The sequence below is a fragment of the Burkholderia sp. 22088 genome (assembly GCF_052045915.1).
In the GTDB taxonomy this organism is placed as follows: Bacteria; Pseudomonadota; Gammaproteobacteria; order Burkholderiales; family Burkholderiaceae; genus Burkholderia; species Burkholderia cepacia.
Map to the genome: position 1 here is coordinate 32,320 of NZ_JBQEPY010000023.1, position 19,078 is coordinate 51,397.

General features: G+C 68.7%; 18 protein-coding genes. 12 read left to right on the plus strand and 6 right to left on the minus strand.

The window, feature by feature from the left end:
- Positions 1-174 precede the first annotated feature (174 nt).
- The 6 genes from fliF to ACTJLD_RS34920 are packed head-to-tail and all read left to right on the plus strand — an operon-like array spanning position 175 to position 7,005.
- A complete protein-coding gene (gene fliF, locus ACTJLD_RS34895) occupies positions 175-1,938 on the plus strand; it encodes a flagellar basal-body MS-ring/collar protein FliF (protein WP_059700441.1) in 1,764 nt (587 codons plus the stop codon).
- Positions 1,928-2,923 (plus strand): flagellar motor switch protein FliG, encoded by a 996-nt coding sequence (gene fliG / locus ACTJLD_RS34900; RefSeq protein WP_027788887.1) that lies wholly within the window; start codon positions 1,928-1,930, stop codon positions 2,921-2,923. The genes fliF and fliG overlap by 11 nt, the downstream gene beginning before the upstream one ends.
- On the plus strand, positions 2,916-3,599 hold the full coding sequence (gene fliH, locus ACTJLD_RS34905; protein ID WP_059700443.1) for a flagellar assembly protein FliH: 684 nt from the start codon (positions 2,916-2,918) through the stop codon (positions 3,597-3,599). The genes fliG and fliH overlap by 8 nt, the downstream gene beginning before the upstream one ends.
- A complete protein-coding gene (gene fliI, locus ACTJLD_RS34910; RefSeq protein WP_027788886.1) occupies positions 3,593-5,161 on the plus strand; it encodes a flagellar protein export ATPase FliI in 1,569 nt (522 codons plus the stop codon). The genes fliH and fliI overlap by 7 nt, the downstream gene beginning before the upstream one ends.
- A 5-nt stretch (positions 5,162-5,166) precedes the next feature.
- Entirely contained in the window at positions 5,167-5,625 is a 459-nt protein-coding gene (gene fliJ / locus ACTJLD_RS34915) for a flagellar export protein FliJ (RefSeq protein ID WP_021163734.1), read from the plus strand.
- Positions 5,626-5,655: 30 nt separating this feature from the next.
- Positions 5,656-7,005: a flagellar hook-length control protein FliK gene (locus ACTJLD_RS34920; protein ID WP_440660983.1), complete on the plus strand. Its 1,350-nt coding sequence runs from the start codon at positions 5,656-5,658 to the stop codon at positions 7,003-7,005.
- Positions 7,006-7,032: 27 nt separating this feature from the next.
- On the opposite strand, the gene ACTJLD_RS34925 is transcribed toward ACTJLD_RS34920, so the two are convergent.
- Complete coding sequence (locus ACTJLD_RS34925) at positions 7,033-8,673, minus strand: GMC family oxidoreductase (RefSeq protein ID WP_027788884.1); 1,641 nt, start codon at positions 8,671-8,673, stop codon at positions 7,033-7,035.
- Between the two features lie 221 nt (positions 8,674-8,894).
- Between ACTJLD_RS34925 and ACTJLD_RS34930 the strand changes: the two genes are divergently transcribed.
- Positions 8,895-9,359 (plus strand): hypothetical protein, encoded by a 465-nt coding sequence (locus tag ACTJLD_RS34930; protein WP_440660985.1) that lies wholly within the window; start codon positions 8,895-8,897, stop codon positions 9,357-9,359.
- A gap of 39 nt (positions 9,360-9,398) precedes the next feature.
- Positions 9,399-10,841 carry a coniferyl aldehyde dehydrogenase gene (locus tag ACTJLD_RS34935; RefSeq protein WP_440660987.1) on the plus strand — a complete coding sequence of 481 codons (1,443 nt, stop codon included), beginning with the start codon at positions 9,399-9,401 and terminating at the stop codon, positions 10,839-10,841.
- A gap of 81 nt (positions 10,842-10,922) precedes the next feature.
- On the opposite strand, the gene ACTJLD_RS34940 is transcribed toward ACTJLD_RS34935, so the two are convergent.
- Positions 10,923-11,945 carry a serine/threonine protein kinase gene (locus ACTJLD_RS34940; protein WP_374702482.1) on the minus strand — a complete coding sequence of 341 codons (1,023 nt, stop codon included), beginning with the start codon at positions 11,943-11,945 and terminating at the stop codon, positions 10,923-10,925.
- A 59-nt stretch (positions 11,946-12,004) separates the two neighbouring features.
- Positions 12,005-12,217, minus strand: coding sequence for a hypothetical protein (locus ACTJLD_RS34945; RefSeq protein ID WP_004198969.1), 213 nt, complete (start codon positions 12,215-12,217; stop codon positions 12,005-12,007).
- A gap of 829 nt (positions 12,218-13,046) precedes the next feature.
- On the opposite strand from ACTJLD_RS34945, the gene ACTJLD_RS34950 reads away from it, so the two are divergent.
- Both ACTJLD_RS34950 and ACTJLD_RS34955 read left to right on the plus strand, forming a co-directional pair.
- Complete coding sequence (locus ACTJLD_RS34950) at positions 13,047-13,928, plus strand: DMT family transporter (RefSeq protein WP_440660990.1); 882 nt, start codon at positions 13,047-13,049, stop codon at positions 13,926-13,928.
- Between the two features lie 407 nt (positions 13,929-14,335).
- Entirely contained in the window at positions 14,336-14,521 is a 186-nt protein-coding gene (locus ACTJLD_RS34955) for a hypothetical protein (protein WP_011353526.1), read from the plus strand.
- Positions 14,522-14,631: 110 nt separating this feature from the next.
- Here the strand turns inward: ACTJLD_RS34955 and mgrA are convergent, their stop codons facing one another.
- Positions 14,632-15,675, minus strand: coding sequence for an L-glyceraldehyde 3-phosphate reductase (mgrA, locus tag ACTJLD_RS34960; RefSeq protein WP_021163510.1), 1,044 nt, complete (start codon positions 15,673-15,675; stop codon positions 14,632-14,634).
- Positions 15,676-15,868: 193 nt separating this feature from the next.
- On the opposite strand from mgrA, the gene ACTJLD_RS34965 reads away from it, so the two are divergent.
- The gene (locus ACTJLD_RS34965) at positions 15,869-16,075 is read left to right on the plus strand and encodes a DUF3185 family protein (RefSeq protein ID WP_021163509.1); all 207 of its coding nucleotides are present in this window, start codon (positions 15,869-15,871) and stop codon (positions 16,073-16,075) included.
- 149 nt (positions 16,076-16,224) lie between these two features.
- Here ACTJLD_RS34965 and ACTJLD_RS34970 read toward each other — a convergent pair whose 3' ends face one another.
- A complete protein-coding gene (locus ACTJLD_RS34970) occupies positions 16,225-16,998 on the minus strand; it encodes a phytanoyl-CoA dioxygenase family protein (protein ID WP_027788879.1) in 774 nt (257 codons plus the stop codon).
- Positions 16,999-17,350: 352 nt separating this feature from the next.
- On the opposite strand from ACTJLD_RS34970, the gene ACTJLD_RS34975 reads away from it, so the two are divergent.
- Complete coding sequence (locus ACTJLD_RS34975; RefSeq protein ID WP_021163507.1) at positions 17,351-17,692, plus strand: hypothetical protein; 342 nt, start codon at positions 17,351-17,353, stop codon at positions 17,690-17,692.
- 123 nt (positions 17,693-17,815) lie between these two features.
- On the opposite strand, the gene metK is transcribed toward ACTJLD_RS34975, so the two are convergent.
- Complete coding sequence (gene metK / locus ACTJLD_RS34980; protein ID WP_011353531.1) at positions 17,816-19,003, minus strand: methionine adenosyltransferase; 1,188 nt, start codon at positions 19,001-19,003, stop codon at positions 17,816-17,818.
- Positions 19,004-19,078 lie beyond the last annotated feature (75 nt).

Below are 19,078 nucleotides of genomic sequence, written 5' to 3' on the forward strand. Positions count from 1 at the left end.
GGATCGCGAAAAAGGATAGCAGCGCGCCGCGCGTCAAAGCCGAGAAAGTACGGGGGAAACCCCGCTCTTTTCAGTCGATCGGAACAGGGCCCGGGTCACGATAATCGCATCGTGTCATTGTCCGCCCGCTCGTCCGAGCGAGCTCAGTCGTCCCGCTCCGGAGAAACTCGACGCATGGATTCGCAGGCCAACTCGCTGATCAACCCAGACGCCCGCGCGGGCCTCGCCAGCCCGGCGCCCGGCGCCGCCGCGGCCGCCGCGTTGCCGGGCGCGGGTGGCGCAGGCGCGGACTTCGGGCTTGGCGGCTTCGCGGAACGCATTCCCGGCATCTCGCGGATGAAGGGCAACCCGAAGCTGCCGTTCCTGATCGCCGTCGCGTTCGCGGTCGCCGTGATCACCGCGCTCGTGCTGTGGAGCCGCGCGCCCGACTATCGCGTGCTGTACAGCAACCTGTCGGATCGCGACGGCGGCGCGATCATCGCCGCGCTCCAGCAGGCAAACGTTCCCTACAAGTTCGCCGATGCCGGCGGCGCGATCCTCGTGCCGTCGAACCAGGTACATGAAACGCGCCTGAAGCTCGCCGCGATGGGGCTGCCGAAGGGCGGCTCGGTCGGCTTCGAGCTGATGGACAACCAGAAGTTCGGCATCAGCCAGTTCGCCGAGCAGATCAACTACCAGCGCGCGCTCGAAGGCGAGCTGCAGCGCACCATCGAATCGATCAACGCCGTGCGCGGCGCGCGCGTGCATCTCGCGATCCCGAAGCCGTCGGTGTTCGTGCGCGACAAGGAAGCGCCGAGCGCGTCGGTGTTCGTCGACCTCTATCCGGGCCGCGTGCTCGACGAGGGCCAGGTGCAGGCGATCACGCGGATGGTGTCGTCCGGCGTGCCCGACATGCCAGCGAAGAACGTGACGATCGTCGACCAGGACGGCAACCTGCTGACCCAGACCGCCTCGGCATCCGGCCTCGACGCGAGCCAGCTCAAGTACGTGCAGCAGGTCGAGCACAACACGCAGAAGCGCATCGACGCGATCCTCGCGCCGATCTTCGGCACGGGCAACGCGCGCTCGCAGGTCAGCGCGGACCTCGATTTCTCGAAGGTCGAGCAGACGTCCGAAAGCTACGGCCCGAACGGCAATCCGCAGCAATCCGCGATCCGCAGCCAGCAGACCAGCAGCGCGACCGAGCTCGCGCAGGGCGGCGCGTCGGGCGTGCCGGGCGCGTTGTCGAACACGCCGCCGCAGCCGGCGTCCGCGCCGATCGTCGCCGGCAACGGCCAGAACGCGCCGCAGACGACGCCCGTGAGCGACCGCAAGGACCAGACGACCAACTACGAGCTCGACAAGACGATCCGTCACCTCGAGCAGCCGATGGGCAGCGTGAAGCGGCTGTCGGTCGCGGTCGTCGTCAACTACCAGCCGGTCGCCGACGCGAAGGGCCACGTGACGATGCAGCCGCTGCCGCCGGCGAAGCTCGCGCAGGTCGAGCAGCTCGTGAAGGACGCGATGGGCTACGACGCGAAGCGCGGCGACTCGGTGAACGTCGTGAACAGCGCGTTCTCGACCGCGAGCGACCCGTACGCCGACCTGCCGTGGTGGCGCCAGCCCGACATGATCGCGATGGCGAAGGAAGCCGCGAAGTGGCTCGGCATCGCGGCGGCCGCGGCGGCGCTCTACTTCATGTTCGTGCGCCCGGCGATGCGCCGCGCGTTCCCGCCGCCCGAGCCGGTCGCGCCGGCGCTCGCCGCGCCGGAAGATCCGGTCGCGCTCGACGGCCTGCCGGCGCCGGAGAAGGCCGAAGAACCCGACGCGCTGCTGCTCGGTTTCGAAAGCGAAAAGAACCGTTACGAACGCAACCTCGACTACGCGCGCTCGATCGCCCGCCAGGATCCGAAGATCGTCGCCACCGTCGTGAAGAACTGGGTGTCCGATGAACGCTGAAGGCTTGACCAAGAGCGCGCTGCTGCTGATGTCGATCGGCGAGGAAGAGGCCGCGCAGGTATTCAAGTTCCTCGCGCCGCGCGAGGTCCAGAAGATCGGCGCCGCGATGGCCGCGCTGAAGAACGTCACGCGCGAGCAGGTCGAGGACGTGCTGCAGGAATTCGCGAAGGAAGCGGAGCAGCACACCGCGCTGTCGCTCGATTCGAGCGACTACATCCGCTCGGTGCTGACCAAGGCGCTCGGCGAGGACAAGGCCGGCGTGCTGATCGACCGCATCCTGCAGGGCAGCGACACGAGCGGCATCGAGGGCCTGAAGTGGATGGACTCGGGCGCGGTGGCCGAACTGATCAAGAACGAGCATCCGCAGATCATCGCGACGATCCTCGTGCACCTCGACCGCGACCAGGCATCCGAGATCGCGTCGTGCTTCACCGAACGCCTGCGTAACGACGTGATGCTGCGGATCGCGACGCTCGACGGCATCCAGCCGGCCGCGCTGCGCGAACTCGACGACGTGCTGACGGGCCTGCTGTCCGGCAGCGACAACCTGAAGCGCAGCCCGATGGGCGGCATCCGCACCGCGGCCGAGATCCTGAACTTCATGACGAGCGTGCATGAGGAAGGCGTGCTCGAAAGCGTGCGCCAGTACGACGCGGATCTCGCGCAGAAGATCGTCGACCAGATGTTCGTGTTCGAGAACCTGCTCGACCTCGAGGACCGCGCGATCCAGATGGTGCTCAAGGAAGTCGAGTCGGAAACGCTGATCATCGCGCTGAAGGGCGCGCCGCCCGCGCTGCGCCAGAAGTTCCTCGCGAACATGTCGCAGCGCGCGGCCGAACTGCTTGCCGAGGATCTCGACGCGCGCGGCCCGGTACGCGTGTCCGAAGTCGAGACGCAGCAGCGCCGCATCCTGCAGATCGTGCGCAACCTGGCCGAGAGCGGCGCGATCGCGATCGGCGGCAAGGCGGAAGACGCGTATGTCTGATTCGGCGAGCGATCGCGCGGGCACCCTCACCGCCTACCAGCGGTGGGAGATGGCGTCGTTCGACCCGCCGCCGCCGCCGCCGCCGCCCGACGACGCGGCAGCGGCCGCCGCCGCGCTCGCCGAGGACCTGCAGCGCGTGCGCGACGCCGCGCACGCCGAAGGCCATGCGGCCGGCCATGTCGAAGGCCAGGCGCTCGGCTACCAGGCCGGTTTCGAGCAGGGCCGCGCACAGGGGTTCGAAGCCGGCCAGGCCGACGCGCGCGAACAGGCCGCGCAGCTCGCGGCGCTCGCCGCGTCGTTCCGCGAGGCCGTGTCGAACGTCGAGCACGATCTGGCCGCCGACATCGCGCAGCTCGCGCTCGACATCGCGCAACAGGTCGTGCGCCAGCACGTGAAGCACGACCCCGCCGCGCTCGTCGCGGCCGTGCGCGACGTGCTCGCGGCCGAACCCGCGCTGTCCGGCGCGCCGCATCTCGCGGTGAATCCGGCCGACCTGCCCGTCGTCGAAGCCTATCTGCAGGACGATCTCGATACGCTCGGCTGGAACGTGCGCACCGACGCGTCGATCGAGCGCGGCGGCTGCCGCGCGCACGCCGCGACCGGCGAGGTCGACGCGACGCTGCCCACGCGCTGGCAGCGCGTCGCCGCCGCGATCGGCAAGGTGAGCACGTGGTGACGCGGCCGCCCGAAGCGCTCGCGCACGACGGCCTGACGCCGCTCGAACGCGAGCTCGCGCTCGCGTCGTTCGGCCCCGATGCCGCACACGACACGCATGACGCACACCCGCACGGCGCCGCCGCAGCGGCCGACGCTTCCGGCGCCACGCCGCCCGCCGGGCACGCGCCGCGCGCGCCGCACAACCCGCATCTCGCGCACTGGCGCACGCACCTGAACGGCCTCGCCGCGCGCAGCCACCGCGCGCTGCCGCTGCGCCCGTGCGGCCGCCTGACGCGCGCGGCCGGCCTCGTGCTCGAGGCGATCGGGCTGCGCCTGTCGGTCGGCGCCGAATGCACGATCGAACTGCCGCCCGGCAGCACGCTGCCGCACGCGGAAGCGGAAGTCGTCGGCTTCGCCGGCGACCGCCTGTTCCTGATGCCGACCACCGACGTCGCCGGCGTGCTGCCCGGTGCGCGCGTCTGGCCCCGCGAAACCGCGCCGGTGGCCGATCCGCTCGCGGGCGCGAAGCGTCTGCCGGTCGGCTGGGAGATGCTCGGGCGCGTCGTCGACGCGTCGGGCCGCCCGCTCGACGGCCTCGGCCCGCTCGCGTCGAAGGTCGACGCGCCGCTGTCGGCGCCGTCGATCAACCCGCTCGAGCGCGAACCGATCCACCACGTGCTCGACGTCGGCGTGCGTGCGATCAACGCGCTGCTCACCGTCGGCCGCGGCCAGCGGATGGGCCTGTTCGCCGGCTCCGGCGTCGGCAAGTCGGTGCTGCTCGGCACGATGGCGCGCTACACGAGCGCGGAAGTGATCGTGATCGGGCTGATCGGCGAACGCGGCCGCGAAGTGAAGGAGTTCATCGAACAGATCCTCGGCGAGGACGGGCTCGCACGCTCGGTCGTCGTCGCGGCGCCGGCCGACGTCTCGCCGCTGCTGCGGATGCAGGGCGCGGCCTATGCGACGTCGCTCGCCGAGTATTTCCGCGACCAGGGCAAGCACGTGCTGCTGCTGATGGATTCGCTGACGCGCTACGCGATGGCGCAGCGCGAGATCGCGCTCGCGATCGGCGAGCCGCCCGCGACCAAGGGTTACCCGCCGTCGGTGTTCGCGAAGCTGCCGGCGCTCGTCGAGCGCACCGGCAACGGGCCGGAGGGCGGCGGCTCGATCACCGCGTTCTACACGGTGCTGACCGAAGGCGACGACCAGCAGGACCCGATCGCCGATTCGGCGCGCGCGATCCTCGACGGCCACGTCGTGCTGTCGCGTGCGCTTGCCGAAGCCGGCCACTATCCGGCGATCGACATCGAGGCGTCGATCAGCCGCGCGATGACCGCGCTGATCGACGAAACGCATCTCGACCACGTCCGGCAGTTCAAGCAGATGCTGTCGCGCTACCAGCGCAATCGCGACCTGATCGCGGTCGGCGCATACGCGCCCGGCCGCGACGCGCAGCTCGACCGCGCGATCGCGCTTTATCCGCGCATCGAGGCGTTCCTGCAGCAGGGCTTTCGCGAATGCGCGCCGTTCGCGTCGAGCCTCGCCGGGCTCGATGCACTGTTCGACGCTTACGGAGGCTGATCCCGATGGCTCACGGCTTTCCCCTTCAGTTGCTGCTCGACCGCGCGCAGGACGACCTCGACTCGGCCGCGAAGCAGCTCGGCACCGCGCAGCGCGACCGCACCGCGGCCGCCGAGCAGCTCGACGCGTTGCTGCGCTACCGCGACGAATACCACGCGCGCTTCTCGCAATCCGCCCAGCACGGGATGCCGGCCGGCAACTGGCGCAATTTCCAGGCGTTCATCGACACGCTCGACGCCGCAATCGCGCAGCAGCGCAGCGTGCTGGCCGCGGCCGAAGTCCGCATCGACGAAGCACGCCCGAACTGGCAACAGAAGAAACGCACCGTCGGCTCGTATGAAATCCTGCAGGCGCGCGGCGTCGCGCAGGAAGCGAAGCGCGAAGCCCGGCGCGAGCAGCGCGATGCCGACGAACACGCCGCGAAGATCCTGCGCATGCGGGCCGACGCGGCCCGTTCGTCGTAACCGACCACCGCATTCGAACGAGAGAACGTCATGCCTCCCCTGCCCCTGCTCGGCGCGCTGCTCGACACCGCCGGCACCGCACTCCAGGCCGCCCGCGGCTCGGGTTCGTCCGGCGCCGCTGCCGGCAACGATGCCGCGACCGCCGTGCCGTTCGCGCAGACGCTGAAGCAAAGCGTCGTCACGCGTCGCGATTCGTCGAATGCCGGCTCGCCGGATGCTTCGACGAAACAGGCTTCGTCGAAGCCGGCCGCCGGCACGAAGCCGTCCGCGACCGATGACGACGACGCGACCGACGATACGACCACGAACGCCGCCGCCAACCCCGACGCCGCCGCGCTCGCGGCCGCCGCGGCCGTGCAGGCGCAACTGCAGGCGCGCATGGACAACGCAGCGCCGGTCGATCCGGCTGCTGCCGCCGCCGCTGCACAAAAGGCGGCCGTGTCCGGCCAGCCCGATGCCACGGCCACGCTGGCGGATCACGCGGCCACGGACGCCGCCGCGGCCGCCCAGCCGGCCGCGCCCGCGTCGGGCCGCGATGCGCTGCAGACCGCGCTCGACAGGCTGACGGGCGGCTCGGGCGCGATCGCGATACCCGCGGCCGGCGCGACCGCGTCGGCACCGGCATCGACCGCATCGACCGGCGCCACCGCGCCGCTGACACCGAAGGTCCCGACCTTCGACCGCACCCTCGCCGACGCGAAGGGTGCGCTCGCGCCCCAGCAAACGCCGACGCAGGCCACCGCGCAGGCGCTGCAGGCCAACGCGAATGCGCAGTCGGGCGAGCAGCACGCGCTCGCGGCAGCCGGCGACGCGACGGATCCGGCCGCCAGCGCGACGCTCGCGGCCGGCGCAACGGCGGCGGCCGCGACACAGGCGAACCTGCAGTTGTCGCCGGCCGCGGGAGCGATCGCTGCGGCGAACGCGCACGTGCTCGCCCCGCACGTCGGCACCCCGGACTGGACGGACGCGCTGAGCCAGAAGGTCGTGTTCCTGTCGAATGCGCACCAGCAGAGCGCCGAGCTGACCCTCAACCCGCCCGATCTCGGGCCGCTGCAGGTCGTGCTGCGCGTCGCGGACAATCACGCGCACGCGCTGTTCGTGTCGCAGCACGCGCAGGTGCGCGACGCGGTCGAAGCCGCGCTGCCGAAGCTGCGCGAAGCGATGGAATCGGGCGGGCTCGGCCTGGGCAGCGCGACCGTCAGCGACGGCGGCTTCGCTTCGCAGCAGCAGCAGAACCCGCAATCGTCCTTCGCCGGCGGGCCGTCGTCGCGGCGCGGGAGCGGCGGATCGTCAGCCGTCGATGCACCGGTCGACGCTGCGCAATCCGCACCGGTCGCCGCGAGCGTGAGCCGCGCCGGCCTCGTCGATACGTTTGCCTGAGCATGACTGCCCGCGTGCGCGCGCCGTTCAGCGGCCGTGCACCGCGGCAGCCGCCTCGCCGCGCGACACGCCGCCCTTGCGCGCCGCGACGATGAAGTCCGCCGCGCGTTCGCCGATCATCACCGACGGCGCATTCGTGTTCCCGCCGACCAGCGTCGGCATCACCGACGCATCCACCACGCGCAATCCTTCGACGCCGCGCACGCGCAGTTGCGGATCGACGACCGCGTGCGCGTCCGACCCCATCCGGCAGGTGCCGACCGGGTGGTAGATCGTGTCGGCATGCTCGACGATCGTCTTGCGCAGCTCCGCTTCGCTCTGGTCCGCCCGCGTGTATAGCTCGCGCCCGCCCTGCGACGCGAGCGGCGCCTGCGACAGGATCCTGCGCATCGCCTGCGTGCCCCGCACGAGCAGGTCGAGATCGCGCGAATCGCTGAAGAAGCGCGGATCGATCAGCGGTGCGTCACGCGCATCGCCGGTCGCGAGCGTCACCGTGCCGCGGCTGAACGGCCGCAGCGCGCACACGTGCAGCGAATAGCCGAAGCCCCAGTGCATCTTGCGGTTGTGGTCGTCCACGAGCGCCGTGCAGAAATGCAGCTGCAGGTCGGGACGCTCGAGCGACGGATCGCTCTTGATGAAGCCGCCGGCCTCCGCGACGTTGCTCGTCATCATCCCGGTGCGGCTCGAGAAATAGCGCGCGAGCGCGGGCGTCATCTTCGCGATCCCGCGCAGGCACACGCCGACCAGTTCCGATGAATTCACGCGCGTGTTGATGATGAAGTCGATATGGTCGATCAGGTTCGTGCCGACGTCCGGCGCATCCTGCACGACGGCGATCCCGTGCCGGCGCAGTTGCTCGGCCGGGCCGATTCCCGAGCACATCAGCAGTTGCGGCGAATTGAACGCGCCGGCCGACAGGATCACTTCCGCGCGCGCGTCGAGCGTCTCGACGCGCCCGTTGCGCGCGACCGCGACGCCGGCCGCGCGCTTGCCGTCGAACGTGACGCGCAGCACCGTCGCATCGGTGATCACGTGCAGGTTCGGCCGGTTGCGGCCGTAGATGTATGCACGCGCGACGCTGCAGCGCGAGCCGTCGCGGTGCGTGACCTGATAGAAGCCGACGCCTTCCTGCGTCGCGCCGTTGAAGTCGTCATTCAGCGGATAGCCGGCCGCATGCGCGGCCTGGATGAATCGTTCGGAGAACGGATTGCGAAAGCGCAGATCCGACACCGACAGCGGGCCGTCCGCGCCATGCCACGCATCGGCGCCGCGTTCGTTGCCTTCCGCGCGCCGGAAATACGGCAGCACGTCTTGCCAGCCCCAGCCCGTCGCGCCGAGCTGCGCCCATTCGTCGTAGTCGCCCGGGTGGCCGCGCGTGTAGATCATCGCGTTGATCGCGCTCGAGCCGCCCATCCCGCGCCCGCGCGGCTGGTAGCCGCGCCGCCCGCCGAGGCCCGGCTGCGGCACCGTCTCGTAGCCGTAGTTCGTGCCGAGCTTGAACGGTACCAGCGCCGCGATGCCGACCGGCATGTTGACCAGCAGGTTGCGCTCCGTATGCGAGCCGGCCTCGATCAGCGCGATCGTCGCATCGGGGCAGGCATCGGCGAGACGGCCTGCCAGGCTCGACCCGCCCGACCCGCCGCCGACGATGATGTAGTCGTATTGCATGTCACGTCTCCGTCGTCTCATGGAAGGCGCCCGGCACCGCCGCGCGACCGCGTCCTTGTAGTGTTCGGGCATTGTAGGAATCGCCACCGTGCGCGCGGCGCGCGGATTCAAGAGCGATTCCTCTAAACGCTCGCGTGAACTAAATTTAAGATGTATCGATTCGCTTTGCGCGACGCGCCGGCCACGAGAAGCCGATCCGTCGCGAAACGGGAGAGACGACGATGCAGCGCCAGGTTCTGCAGGCCGCGTGCCGACCGGGTTGTCCGGATGCGATGCGCGCAGCCCGCATTTCATTTCAAACGGCTGCCCGCGCGGAGGTGCCCCGCGTCATGCGCGCAGTCGATCGAAATCGAACGGCACGCGTCGTCGCCGACCGTTTGGACGGTTTGTCGCCACGGCGGCACGATGCGCCGCGGCATGGTTGGACGGCCCCGTCGCGCCACCCCGCTTCGGTGCGCAGGCGGGCCGTCGCGCCGCGGCGTCGCGCGCCCGGCACCGGTTGCATCGCACTGCATGCCCACGCGCCGCAACACGGTTTCCGGATGCACACACCGTCGCGTGGATGCGACGCCCGCTGCACGCTTGAACCGGTTTTCGAGCACACGTCGCATCCGGCCCCGCGCCGTGCGACACGCACCACCCCGATCCGCGTCGCCGCGCTCGCCGAGCGTGCGCATGCGGCGTGACGGCCGGCCGACAAGCCAGGCCCAACTGGAGGAGACGACATGAAGAACGACCTGCCCGAACTGGCCCCGCAAGCACTGCCGTCGGTCGATGCACTGACGTCGCTGCTGCGCGACCAGCGCGCGGCCTACCTGCGCGCACCGTACCCGGCATGGGAAACGCGCGTGCAGCACTTGCGCGCGCTGCGCACGATGCTGATCGATCACGCGGACGCACTCGCCGAAGCGATCAGCGCCGATTTCGGTCATCGCGCGAAGCAGGAAGTGCTGCTGTCGGAAATCTGGATGGCGAAGGAAGAGATCGACGACGCGCTCAAGCACGGCAAGCGCTGGATGAAACCGATCCGCAAGCCGATGAACAAGTGGCTGCGCCCGGCGCGCGCGAAGGTGATTCCGCAGCCCCTCGGCGTGGTCGGCATCGTCGTACCGTGGAACTACCCGGTGCTGCTCGCGGCCGGCCCGCTGATCTGCGCGCTCGCGGCCGGCAACCGCGCGATCATCAAGATGTCCGAACTGACGCCGCGCACGTCGGCGCTGTTCGAGCAGCTCATTGCGAAGACCTTCACGCGCGACCACGTCGCGGTCGTGAACGGCGATGCGGAAGTGGGCGCCGCGTTCAGCGGGCTGCCGTTCGATCACCTGCTGTTCACCGGTTCGACGCACGTCGGCCGCCACGTGATGCGCGCGGCCGCCGACAACCTCACGCCCGTCACGCTCGAACTCGGCGGCAAGTCGCCGGCCATCGTCGGGCCGAACGCGCGCTTCGATGCGGCCGTCGACGCGATCGTCGCGGGCAAGACGCTGAACGCGGGCCAGACCTGCATCGCGCCCGACTACGTGCTGCTGCCGCGCGGGATGGAGGCCGCGTTCATCGAGCGCGCGCGGGCACGGTTCGCGAAGATGTACCCCGACCTGTCGACCAACGGCGACTACACGACGATCGTGTCGCCGCGCCACTACGCCCGGCTGCAGCAGCTCGCCAGCGACGCGCAGGCGGCCGGCGCGCAGCTGCATCCGCTGTCCGACGCGCAATCCGATCCTGCATCGCGCCGCTTCGTGCCGTGCGCGGTCACGCAGGTGCCGGCCGCGTCGCAGCTGATGCAGGAGGAGATCTTCGGGCCGCTACTGCCGCTCGTGCCGTACGAGCGGCTCGACGAAGCGATCGCATACGTGAATGCGCGCCCGCGTCCGCTTGCGCTCTACCTGTTCGACGAGGACGGCGGCACGATCGACCGCGTGATGCGCGAAACGGTCTCGGGCGGCGTGTCGATCAACGAAACGCTGATGCACATCGCGTGCGGCAGCCTGCCGTTCGGCGGTGTCGGTGCGAGCGGCATGGGCGCGTATCACGGCTACGACGGCTTCGTGACGTTCTCGAAGATGAAGCCGGTACTCACGCAGACGCGCCTGAACACGCGCAACCTGCTCGCGCCGCCGTACGGCAAGCGCTTCGCCGCGCTGATCAAGCTGATGCTGAAGTTCTGAACGGAAGGGATCGAACGGGCCGCGCGCATCGCGCCGCGGCCCGCACCGGCAGGCCGCGCGGCGCCGGTGCCGCACGCGCCGTCATACGGGCCAGAGCGGCCCTTCCTGCATCGCGCCGATCTGCTCGCGCAACTCGAGCACGCGTGCTTCCCAGTAGCGGTGCGTGTTGAACCACGGGAATGCGGCGGGGAAGGCGGGATCGTCCCAGCGTCGCGCGAGCCATGCCGCGTAGTGGATCAGCCGCAGCGTGCGCAGCGCTTCGACGAGATGCAACTCGCGCGGCTCGAATTCGCAGAAATCCTCGTAGCCGGCCAGCAGGTCCGCGAGCGCACGCGACGCGCCTTCGCGATCGCCCGGCAACAACAGCCACAGATCCTGGATCGCGGGCGCCATCCGGCTGTCGTCGAAGTCGACGAAGTGCGGGCCTGCATCGGTCCACAGCACGTTGCTCGGATGACAGTCGCCGTGGGTGCGCAGCAGGCGGATCTCGCCCGCCCGCTCGAACGCGGCTTCGACGCCTTCGAGTGCGAGCGTCACGGCGGTCTCATACGCGGGCCGTACGTCGTCCGGAATGAAATCGTGCGCGAGCAGGAAGTCGCGCGGCTCGTAGCCGAACGTACTGATATCGAGCACGGGACGCGCGGCATACGGCTGCGTCGCGCCGACCGCATGGATCCGGCCGATGAAGCGGCCGAGCCATTCGAGCGTGTCGCTGCGGTCGAGGTCAGGCGCGCGGCCGCCGCGCCGCTCGAAGATCGAGAAGCGGAAACCGTCGAACGCGTGCAGCGTGCGGCCGTCGAATGTGCGCGCGGGCACCGCCGGAATCTCGCGCGCGGCGAGCTCGGCGACGAACGCATGCTCTTCGAGGATCGCTTCGTCCGACCAGCGGGCCGGACGGTAGAACTTCGCGACGACCGGCGGGCCGTCTTCGATGCCCACCTGATATACGCGGTTTTCGTAGCTGTTGAGCGCGAGCAGGCGCCCGTCGGTGCGCAGGCCGGCCGGCATCAGCACGCTGTCGAGCGCGTCGAGCACGCACTCGGGCGTGAGTCCGGCGAACGGCGGGCCGGCGGGAGAAGCGGGAGCGGAAGTGACGTCTTTCATGCCCCGCATTGTGCCGCCAGCCGGGCCGAAAGACGAGCGCCCGGTGCGGCGTTATGCGCTCAGTGAAGCGCCGCGCCGGCCGGCAGCACGGATTCGCCGGTGTCGATCAGGTCCTCGAGAAAGAACGGCTCGGTGTTGAGTTCCTTCGACTCGCCCGGTACGCCCGCGTACCAGGTCACCATGGCCATGTCGCCCAGGATGCGCTGGACGATGCCGCGTGCGCCCTTCGGCACAGCGATATGGGTAGTGCAGACAATCGACCCGACATGCATGATGGTTCCCCACTCTTGACTCTTGAAACCCGGCTCGGTGGCGAGCCGGCAAATGCACGATCCGCGCGCTCTCGTCGGAGCGTTGCGCGTAATCCCATTGTTCACGGTTTATCGAAGCGCGAAAAGAAGAAGAAGCAGGCGAAGTGCCGCGAATTCGTCGAATGTCTCCAATCAACCACTGCGCCGGACAGGCGCTTGCCCGCCCGGTTACCCCCATCATACCCTGTCGAATGTGACTGCCCGCCGAATCCGCGTCGGCACCGCGACCGCGCCCGTGACGCATGCCGCACGCGCATCGCGGGCCCGGTGCCGCATCACCGGGAAATTTCGCGCGACCGCCGTGGCCGCACGACGTCGCACCGTCATCGCCTTCCCCGTACCTCGAACGCAACCGGCACGACGACGGTTGCGCACACACCGCCCGCTTCGCCGCCCGCATCACCGCGTGCTTCACCGCACGCCGCGCTGCGTCATGCAATGCCACCGACAGTGGTTGCGTCCGATGTCGGCCTTGCGGTACCTTTGATGCTTCATTCGCGTTCCAGCGCATTCCGATCCGATGCATCCGCTCACGTCCGCCCTTGCAAAATCCCGGCCGCAGTTCGACTCGCGGCCGCAGGCGTGCGCGCATCCGTCGGTTCTTCCTCCTCCTGTCGCGGCGCCGCTCGTCGGCGCCGCGCCGCCCCCTCCGGCGGCACGCGCCGGCTGACCAGCCGGCTTCCGTTTCGTATTCCATTCGCCCGCAGGCTTGCATTCGTGCGTCGTGACGCACGGCTCGCTGCTGCGCGCGCGAATGGAACGTTCCGATCCGTTCGACAGGTGGATTCACATGGTTTCGTTCAAACGCGCGCTCGCCGCGCATGGCGCGACGTCGCTCTTCGTGCTGCTGTGGAGCAGCGGCGCGATCTTCGCTGAACTCGGTCTGCGTCACGCATCCGCGTTCGTCTTTCTCACCGCACGTTTCGCCCTTGCATCGCTCGCGCTGCTCGGGCTGGCCTTCGTGCGCAAACGCTGGCTGCCTCCGCGCGGCGAACGGCGCATGGCCGCGCTGACCGGCTTGCTGATGATGGGCGGCTATTCGATCTTCTACCTGCTCGCGCTCGAACGCGGGATCGCGCCGGGTGTGCTCGCCACGATCCTCGGCGTGCAGCCGATCCTCACGCTCGCGCTCGTCGAGCGACGCTGGCAGCCCGTGCGCATCGCGGGACTCGCGCTGTCACTCGCCGGCCTCGCGCTCGTCGTGTGCCGCGGCGTGGGCGACGGCGGCCTGTCGCTCGCGGGCATCGCGTGCGCGCTCACCGCGCTCGTCGCGCTGACCGCCGGCTCGCTGCTGCAAAAGCGCGTACGGGCGGCGCCTGCCGACGTGCTGCCGTTGCAGAATGCGATCGGCCTCGCGCTGTGCGTGGCGATCGTGCCGTTCCGGCCGGTGTCGTTCGACATGAGCTGGGCGTTCGTGATCCCGCTGCTGTGGCTCGGCATCGTGATTTCGGTGATCGCGCAACTGCTGTTCTACCGGTTGATGCAGCGCGGCGATCTCGTCAACGTGACGAGCCTGTTCTATCTCGTGCCCGTCGTCACCACGCTGATGGATGCCGTGTGGCTCGGCAACCGGCCCGAGCCGCTCGCGCTCGCCGGCATGGGCGCGATCATCGCGGGGCTCGCGCTCGTGTTTCGCGCGGCGCCCGCCCGCGTGCGGCCCGACCGCGCATGAGCGGGCGTGCCGCCGCGCCCGCGGGTGCGGCGGCACGCACCGGACACATGCGATGAATCCGCAGAAATCGAAAGGCACGAGAAAGATGTGCGCAAGGCGTTCGTCTGACTTGCGGGAAAAATGCGTGATACGCCAGGCATTCCGCTGATTTTTAATGGTTCGGATAGCGAAAAGCGCTGCCGGTTGCCTATACTCGAATTGACCGGCCCGCTCGCAATCGGGTCGCGACCAACACTAGAAACACCCGGCATGGAGCCGGAGCAAACGCTGAAGTGCCGACTCCGCCCGAGATCCCACAGGGATGGGGCCGGAGTAAGCGCTGAAGTGCCGACTCCGGCCGAGATCCCACAGGGATGGGGCCGGAGTAAGCGCTAAAGCGCTAACTCCGGCCGACACTGGAGACACGCATGACAACCTACTTCACGATCGGCGACTTCATCCTGTTGATTCCGATGGCGCTGGCCGGAGCGCTATTTCTCGGCGCGGTGCCGTGCGCAACCGAATTCCGCCACAACCTGCTACGCGTGCTGGGCGTCATCCTCGGCGTCGGCGTCGCGGTATTGCTCGTCGAAGGCCTGCCTGCGCTGATCTAGCGGCGCACCACCCGTGCGTGCCGTGCATCGCTGCACCGCAGCGATGCGACAGGCCACACGCGAGCCATTGATACGGCACGCGATATTTCGCATGCCGTATCGACCGCCGGTCAGATCGCCTGATCGGTGGACGGCTTTTCCCACAGATTGATGCCGCCTTCCGTCGCGTAACGGTCGATCTCCGCGAGTTCCTCCGCCGAGAATTCGAGGTGCTTCAGCGCACCGACGTTTTCACGCACCTGCTCCGCACGGCTCGCGCCGATCAGTGCGGACGTCACGCGACCGTTGCGCAGCACCCACGCGAGCGCCATCTGTGCAAGGCTCTGCCCGCGCCGCTCGGCGATCGCGTTGAGCTTGCGCACGTGCTCGAGGTTGTCCGCGCTCAGGTGATCCTGCTTCAGCGAGCCGCCGCCCGGCTTGTTCACGCGCGCGTCGGCCGGCACGCCGTTCAGGTACTTCGACGTGAGCAGCCCCTGCGCGAGCGGCGTGAACGCGATGCTGCCCGTGCCGATCTCGTCGAGCGTGCCGAGCAGCTCGGTTTCGACCCAGCGGTTCAGCAGGTTGTACGACGGCTGATGGATCAGCAGCGGCACCTTGTACTGCGCGAGCAGTTCGGCCATCTCGCGCGTCTTCGCCGCCGAATACGACGAGATGCCGATATAGAGCGCCTTGCCCTGCTGCACGGCCGACGCGAGCGCGCCCGCCGTTTCCTCGAGCGGCGTGTGCGCGTCGAAGCGGTGCGAATAGAAGATGTCGACGTAGTCGAGCCCCATCCGCTGCAGGCTCTGGTCGAGGCTCGCGAGCACGTACTTGCGCGACCCGCCGCCGCTGCCGTACGGCCCCGGCCACATGTCCCAGCCGGCCTTCGTCGAGATCAGTAACTCGTCGCGATACGGCCGGAAATCCTCCTTCAGCAGCCGGCCGAAGTTGGTTTCGGCACTGCCGTACGGCGGCCCGTAGTTGTTCGCGAGATCGAAGTGGTTGATGCCGAGGTCGAACGCGGTACGCAGGATTTCGCGCTGCGTCGAGATCGGCGTCGAGTCGCCGAAGTTGTGCCACAGGCCGAGCGACAGCGCGGGCAGTTTGAGCCCGGATTTGCCACAGGTGCGGTATTGCATGTCGGCATAACGTTCGGAAGCTGCTTCGTAGGCCATGAGTCTGTTCCGTCAGGACATCGGAGGAAGGGACGCGCGCCGGCCGCGCCGATGGCGCGACGGCGGCGAAGGAGTCATACGACGACTATGGTAGCGAAAGCGGCCGGATCGCGCACGGCGGCACGGCGATGGACGCGGCCGCGGTCGTCGCCTACACTGCGGCGTCTCGAATCACCGTTTCAGCGAGGTTGGTATGTCCCGGGTCATCTCGGTTGCACTGCTCGTCGGCGGCGTCGTGCTGCTGTATTTCGGCGGCCAGTCGTTCCATTCGATCAACGACAACGTGTCGCGCTTCTTCACCGGTTCGCCCGCGACGAAGACGATCCTGCTGATCGCGGGCGGCGCCGTCGCATCGTTCATCGGCCTGATCGGCCTCGCGATGCCGGGCAACAAGCGCTGATCGCGCAGCCGCGCGATGCACACGCGACCCGCGTCGTGCGACCGCGCCGCGCCAAGCGAAACGGGCGGCCAGGCCGCCCGTTGCTTCATCCGCCGGCGATGCACCGCATCGCGTGACCGCGGTGGTGTCACCGCCCGTCCGGTCCGAACCTAGAACTGCACTTCCGGCTTCGACGCCGAGCGCGTGCCGGGCAGCGGCCGGTTGCTCGCGCCGTGATAGGTATACACGAGCGAGAACTTCACCTGGTCGGAACGGTTCTGTCCGGCCGAATGCAGCGTGTTGCTGTGGAAGAACACCACGTCGCCCGTCTGCAGCGACGGGCACGTGGCCGCATCGATCATCTTCCGGTTCGCCGGCAGGTCGCTGCGGAAGAACTTCGCATCGTCGAACGCTTCAGGCCCGAATTCGGCCGTATGCGACCCCGGTACGAGCCACAGTGCGCCGTTCTCGTTCGTTTCCGGCCCGAGTGCGAGCCACACCGACACCATGTCCGGGCGCTCGAACGACCAGTAGCGGAAATCGCGATGCCAGCCGGTCAGGCTGCCGTACGCGGGATGCTTCGTCATCATGCAGTTGTGATGCGCGCGCGACAGCACGGGTTCTTCGCCGAAATACTCGCGCATCCACGCACCGATTTCGGGTGCGATCGCGCGCTCGGCGAACGCCGGATCGCGTGAATACGCATCGAGCAGCCGCCGCACCGTATGCCCGCCCGGCGCATGCTTGGACTCGGGCGCGCCCGGGTAGCGCAGATCCGCCTCGAACTCGATCGGCTCGGCCGCCTCCCGCAACTGGCGCTCCGCGATCTGCCTGAGCGCCGCGCACTGCGCTTCGCCGACGAGGCCACGCGCGACGACAAAGCCGCGCTCGCGCAATTCCGCGACTTGCGCGCGGATCGATTCCGACTGCAATGGAGACGACATGGGATGCCAGACGTTTATTGTGTGAATGTGACGATTGTAAATCGGCGCCGGATGCCGCGAACAGCACCATTGTCATGCGCAGGGGCATGCCAATCGCGGATTTGATCCGGCTCAAGGGAACTGTTCGTCGCGGCACCTGCCTCACCGACAGGCGGTATGCGGCACACGCCTTGTGGCACAAGGGTTTATCGCGACTTTTGCCCGTCATGAATCCCCTGTAGCCTGTCGCGGCCTGTCAATTCTGGCGGGCGCGGCGCGCAGCGAGTTTCAGTAAGATCCGTTGCGTCATCCGAGGCCGTTCATACCAGTGCGCTCTCCAGGGCGCCATCCATACAAGCGAAGCATCGTTCACATGCCATTCCGTCTGACTTCCCGTCTCAGCCGCGCTGCGAAGCGCGTCGTGCCGACCGCTCCTGCCCGCTCGCTGCGCCATCACCGCGCACGCACGCAGGCGCTGGCCGAGCGCACGCCCGCCCACAGCCGGCTGGACGGTATCCGTGCGTGGTTCCACGCATTTTTCTCGATGATGAGTGCACAGGCCTTCTCGCGCCGTGCCGGCCTGCGCTCGCTGCTGCAGAAACCGTCGTCGCTGCGCGCGCTCGCGCTGCGCCGCACGCTCGGGCCGCAACGCCGCGTCAACCGTCCGCGCCGCCTCGCGGCCAGCAACGGCTGGTTCGGGTTCGGCGCGCGCTGAGCGCACGCCGGCGGGCACCGCGCACGACGATCGCCGTCGCGCCGTTTGTCCGGTTGCCCCGACGATCGGAGCCCATAAAAAAACCCCGGCTAGCCGGGGTTTTTCATTTCAGGCGAACGACGCTTACGCGACGCGTGCCGTCGGCTCGACGCCGGCCGCTTCGGCCAGTGCGAGCGCCTTGTCGGTCGCTTCCCACGAGAATTCCGGCTCTTCGCGGCCGAAGTGGCCGTAAGCAGCCGTCTTCTCGTAGATCGGGCGCAGCAGGTCGAGCATCTTGATGATGCCCTTCGGACGCAGGTCGAAATGCTCGCGCACGAGCTTCGTGATCACCGCATCCGACACGCGGCCCGTGCCGAACGTGTTGACCATCACCGAGGTCGGCTCGGCGACGCCGATCGCGTACGACACCTGGATCAGCGCGCGCGACGCGAGGCCGGCGGCGACGATGTTCTTCGCGACGTAGCGGCCTGCGTACGCAGCCGAACGGTCGACCTTCGACGGATCCTTGCCCGAGAACGCGCCGCCGCCGTGCGGTGCGGCACCGCCGTACGTGTCGACGATGATCTTGCGGCCGGTCAGGCCGCAATCGCCCTGCGGGCCGCCGATCACGAACCGGCCGGTCGGGTTCACCAGGAACTTGATGTCGCCCTTGATCAGGTCGGCCGGCAGCGTCGGCTTGATGATTTCCTCGATCACGGCTTCGCGCAGCGCGGGCAGCTCGATGTCCGGTGCGTGTTGCGTCGACAGCACGACGGTGTCGATCGAATGCGGCTTGCCGTCGACGTAGCGGACGGTGACCTGCGACTTCGCGTCCGGGCGCAGCCATTGCAGGCGGCCGTCGCGGCGCAGGCTGGCCTGGCGCTCGACGAGACGGTGCGACAGGTAGATCGGCAGCGGCATCAGTTCCGGCGTTTCATCGCACGCGTAACCGAACATCAGGCCCTGGTCGCCCGCGCCCTGGTCGAGGTTGTCGTCGTGTGCACGATCGACGCCCTGGGCGATGTCCGGCGACTGCTTGTCGTACGCGACGAGCACCGCGCAACCCTTGTAGTCGATGCCGTAGTCGGTGTTGTCGTAGCCGATGCGCTTGATCGTGTCGCGCGCGATCTGGATGTAGTCGATGTTGGCCGTCGTGGTGATTTCACCGGCCAGGACGACGAGACCCGTGTTGCACAGCGTTTCCGCCGCGACGCGGGAATACTTGTCTTGCTCGAGGATGGCGTCGAGGATCGCGTCCGAGATTTGGTCCGCGACCTTGTCCGGATGGCCTTCGGAGACGGATTCGGACGTGAAGAGATAATCGTTTGCCACTTTTTCAGGCTCCTGTGTGGTTACGGTTGGTTTCACGTAGCCAGCTTCGTTGGGCCTGAAGCGGCGACGCTTTAG

What these genes read in the sequence shown, in the direction of transcription:
- fliF (WP_059700441.1), top strand. Translation starts at nt 175, where the DNA reads ATGGATTCGCAGGCCAACTCGCTGATCAACCCAGACGCCCGCGCGGGC.
- fliH (WP_059700443.1), top strand. Translation starts at nt 2,916, where the DNA reads ATGTCTGATTCGGCGAGCGATCGCGCGGGCACCCTCACCGCCTACCAG.
- ACTJLD_RS34965 (WP_021163509.1), top strand. Translation starts at nt 15,869, where the DNA reads ATGTCCCGGGTCATCTCGGTTGCACTGCTCGTCGGCGGCGTCGTGCTG.
- fliJ (WP_021163734.1), top strand. Translation starts at nt 5,167, where the DNA reads ATGGCTCACGGCTTTCCCCTTCAGTTGCTGCTCGACCGCGCGCAGGAC.
- ACTJLD_RS34975 (WP_021163507.1), top strand. Translation starts at nt 17,351, where the DNA reads ATGCCATTCCGTCTGACTTCCCGTCTCAGCCGCGCTGCGAAGCGCGTC.
- ACTJLD_RS34970 (WP_027788879.1), bottom strand. Translation starts at nt 16,998, where the DNA reads ATGTCGTCTCCATTGCAGTCGGAATCGATCCGCGCGCAAGTCGCGGAA.
- ACTJLD_RS34935 (WP_440660987.1), top strand. Translation starts at nt 9,399, where the DNA reads ATGAAGAACGACCTGCCCGAACTGGCCCCGCAAGCACTGCCGTCGGTC.
- ACTJLD_RS34950 (WP_440660990.1), top strand. Translation starts at nt 13,047, where the DNA reads ATGGTTTCGTTCAAACGCGCGCTCGCCGCGCATGGCGCGACGTCGCTC.
- fliG (WP_027788887.1), top strand. Translation starts at nt 1,928, where the DNA reads ATGAACGCTGAAGGCTTGACCAAGAGCGCGCTGCTGCTGATGTCGATC.
- mgrA (WP_021163510.1), bottom strand. Translation starts at nt 15,675, where the DNA reads ATGGCCTACGAAGCAGCTTCCGAACGTTATGCCGACATGCAATACCGC.
- ACTJLD_RS34940 (WP_374702482.1), bottom strand. Translation starts at nt 11,945, where the DNA reads ATGAAAGACGTCACTTCCGCTCCCGCTTCTCCCGCCGGCCCGCCGTTC.
- ACTJLD_RS34945 (WP_004198969.1), bottom strand. Translation starts at nt 12,217, where the DNA reads ATGCATGTCGGGTCGATTGTCTGCACTACCCATATCGCTGTGCCGAAG.
- ACTJLD_RS34930 (WP_440660985.1), top strand. Translation starts at nt 8,895, where the DNA reads ATGCAGCGCCAGGTTCTGCAGGCCGCGTGCCGACCGGGTTGTCCGGAT.
- ACTJLD_RS34955 (WP_011353526.1), top strand. Translation starts at nt 14,336, where the DNA reads ATGACAACCTACTTCACGATCGGCGACTTCATCCTGTTGATTCCGATG.
- ACTJLD_RS34925 (WP_027788884.1), bottom strand. Translation starts at nt 8,673, where the DNA reads ATGCAATACGACTACATCATCGTCGGCGGCGGGTCGGGCGGGTCGAGC.
- ACTJLD_RS34920 (WP_440660983.1), top strand. Translation starts at nt 5,656, where the DNA reads ATGCCTCCCCTGCCCCTGCTCGGCGCGCTGCTCGACACCGCCGGCACC.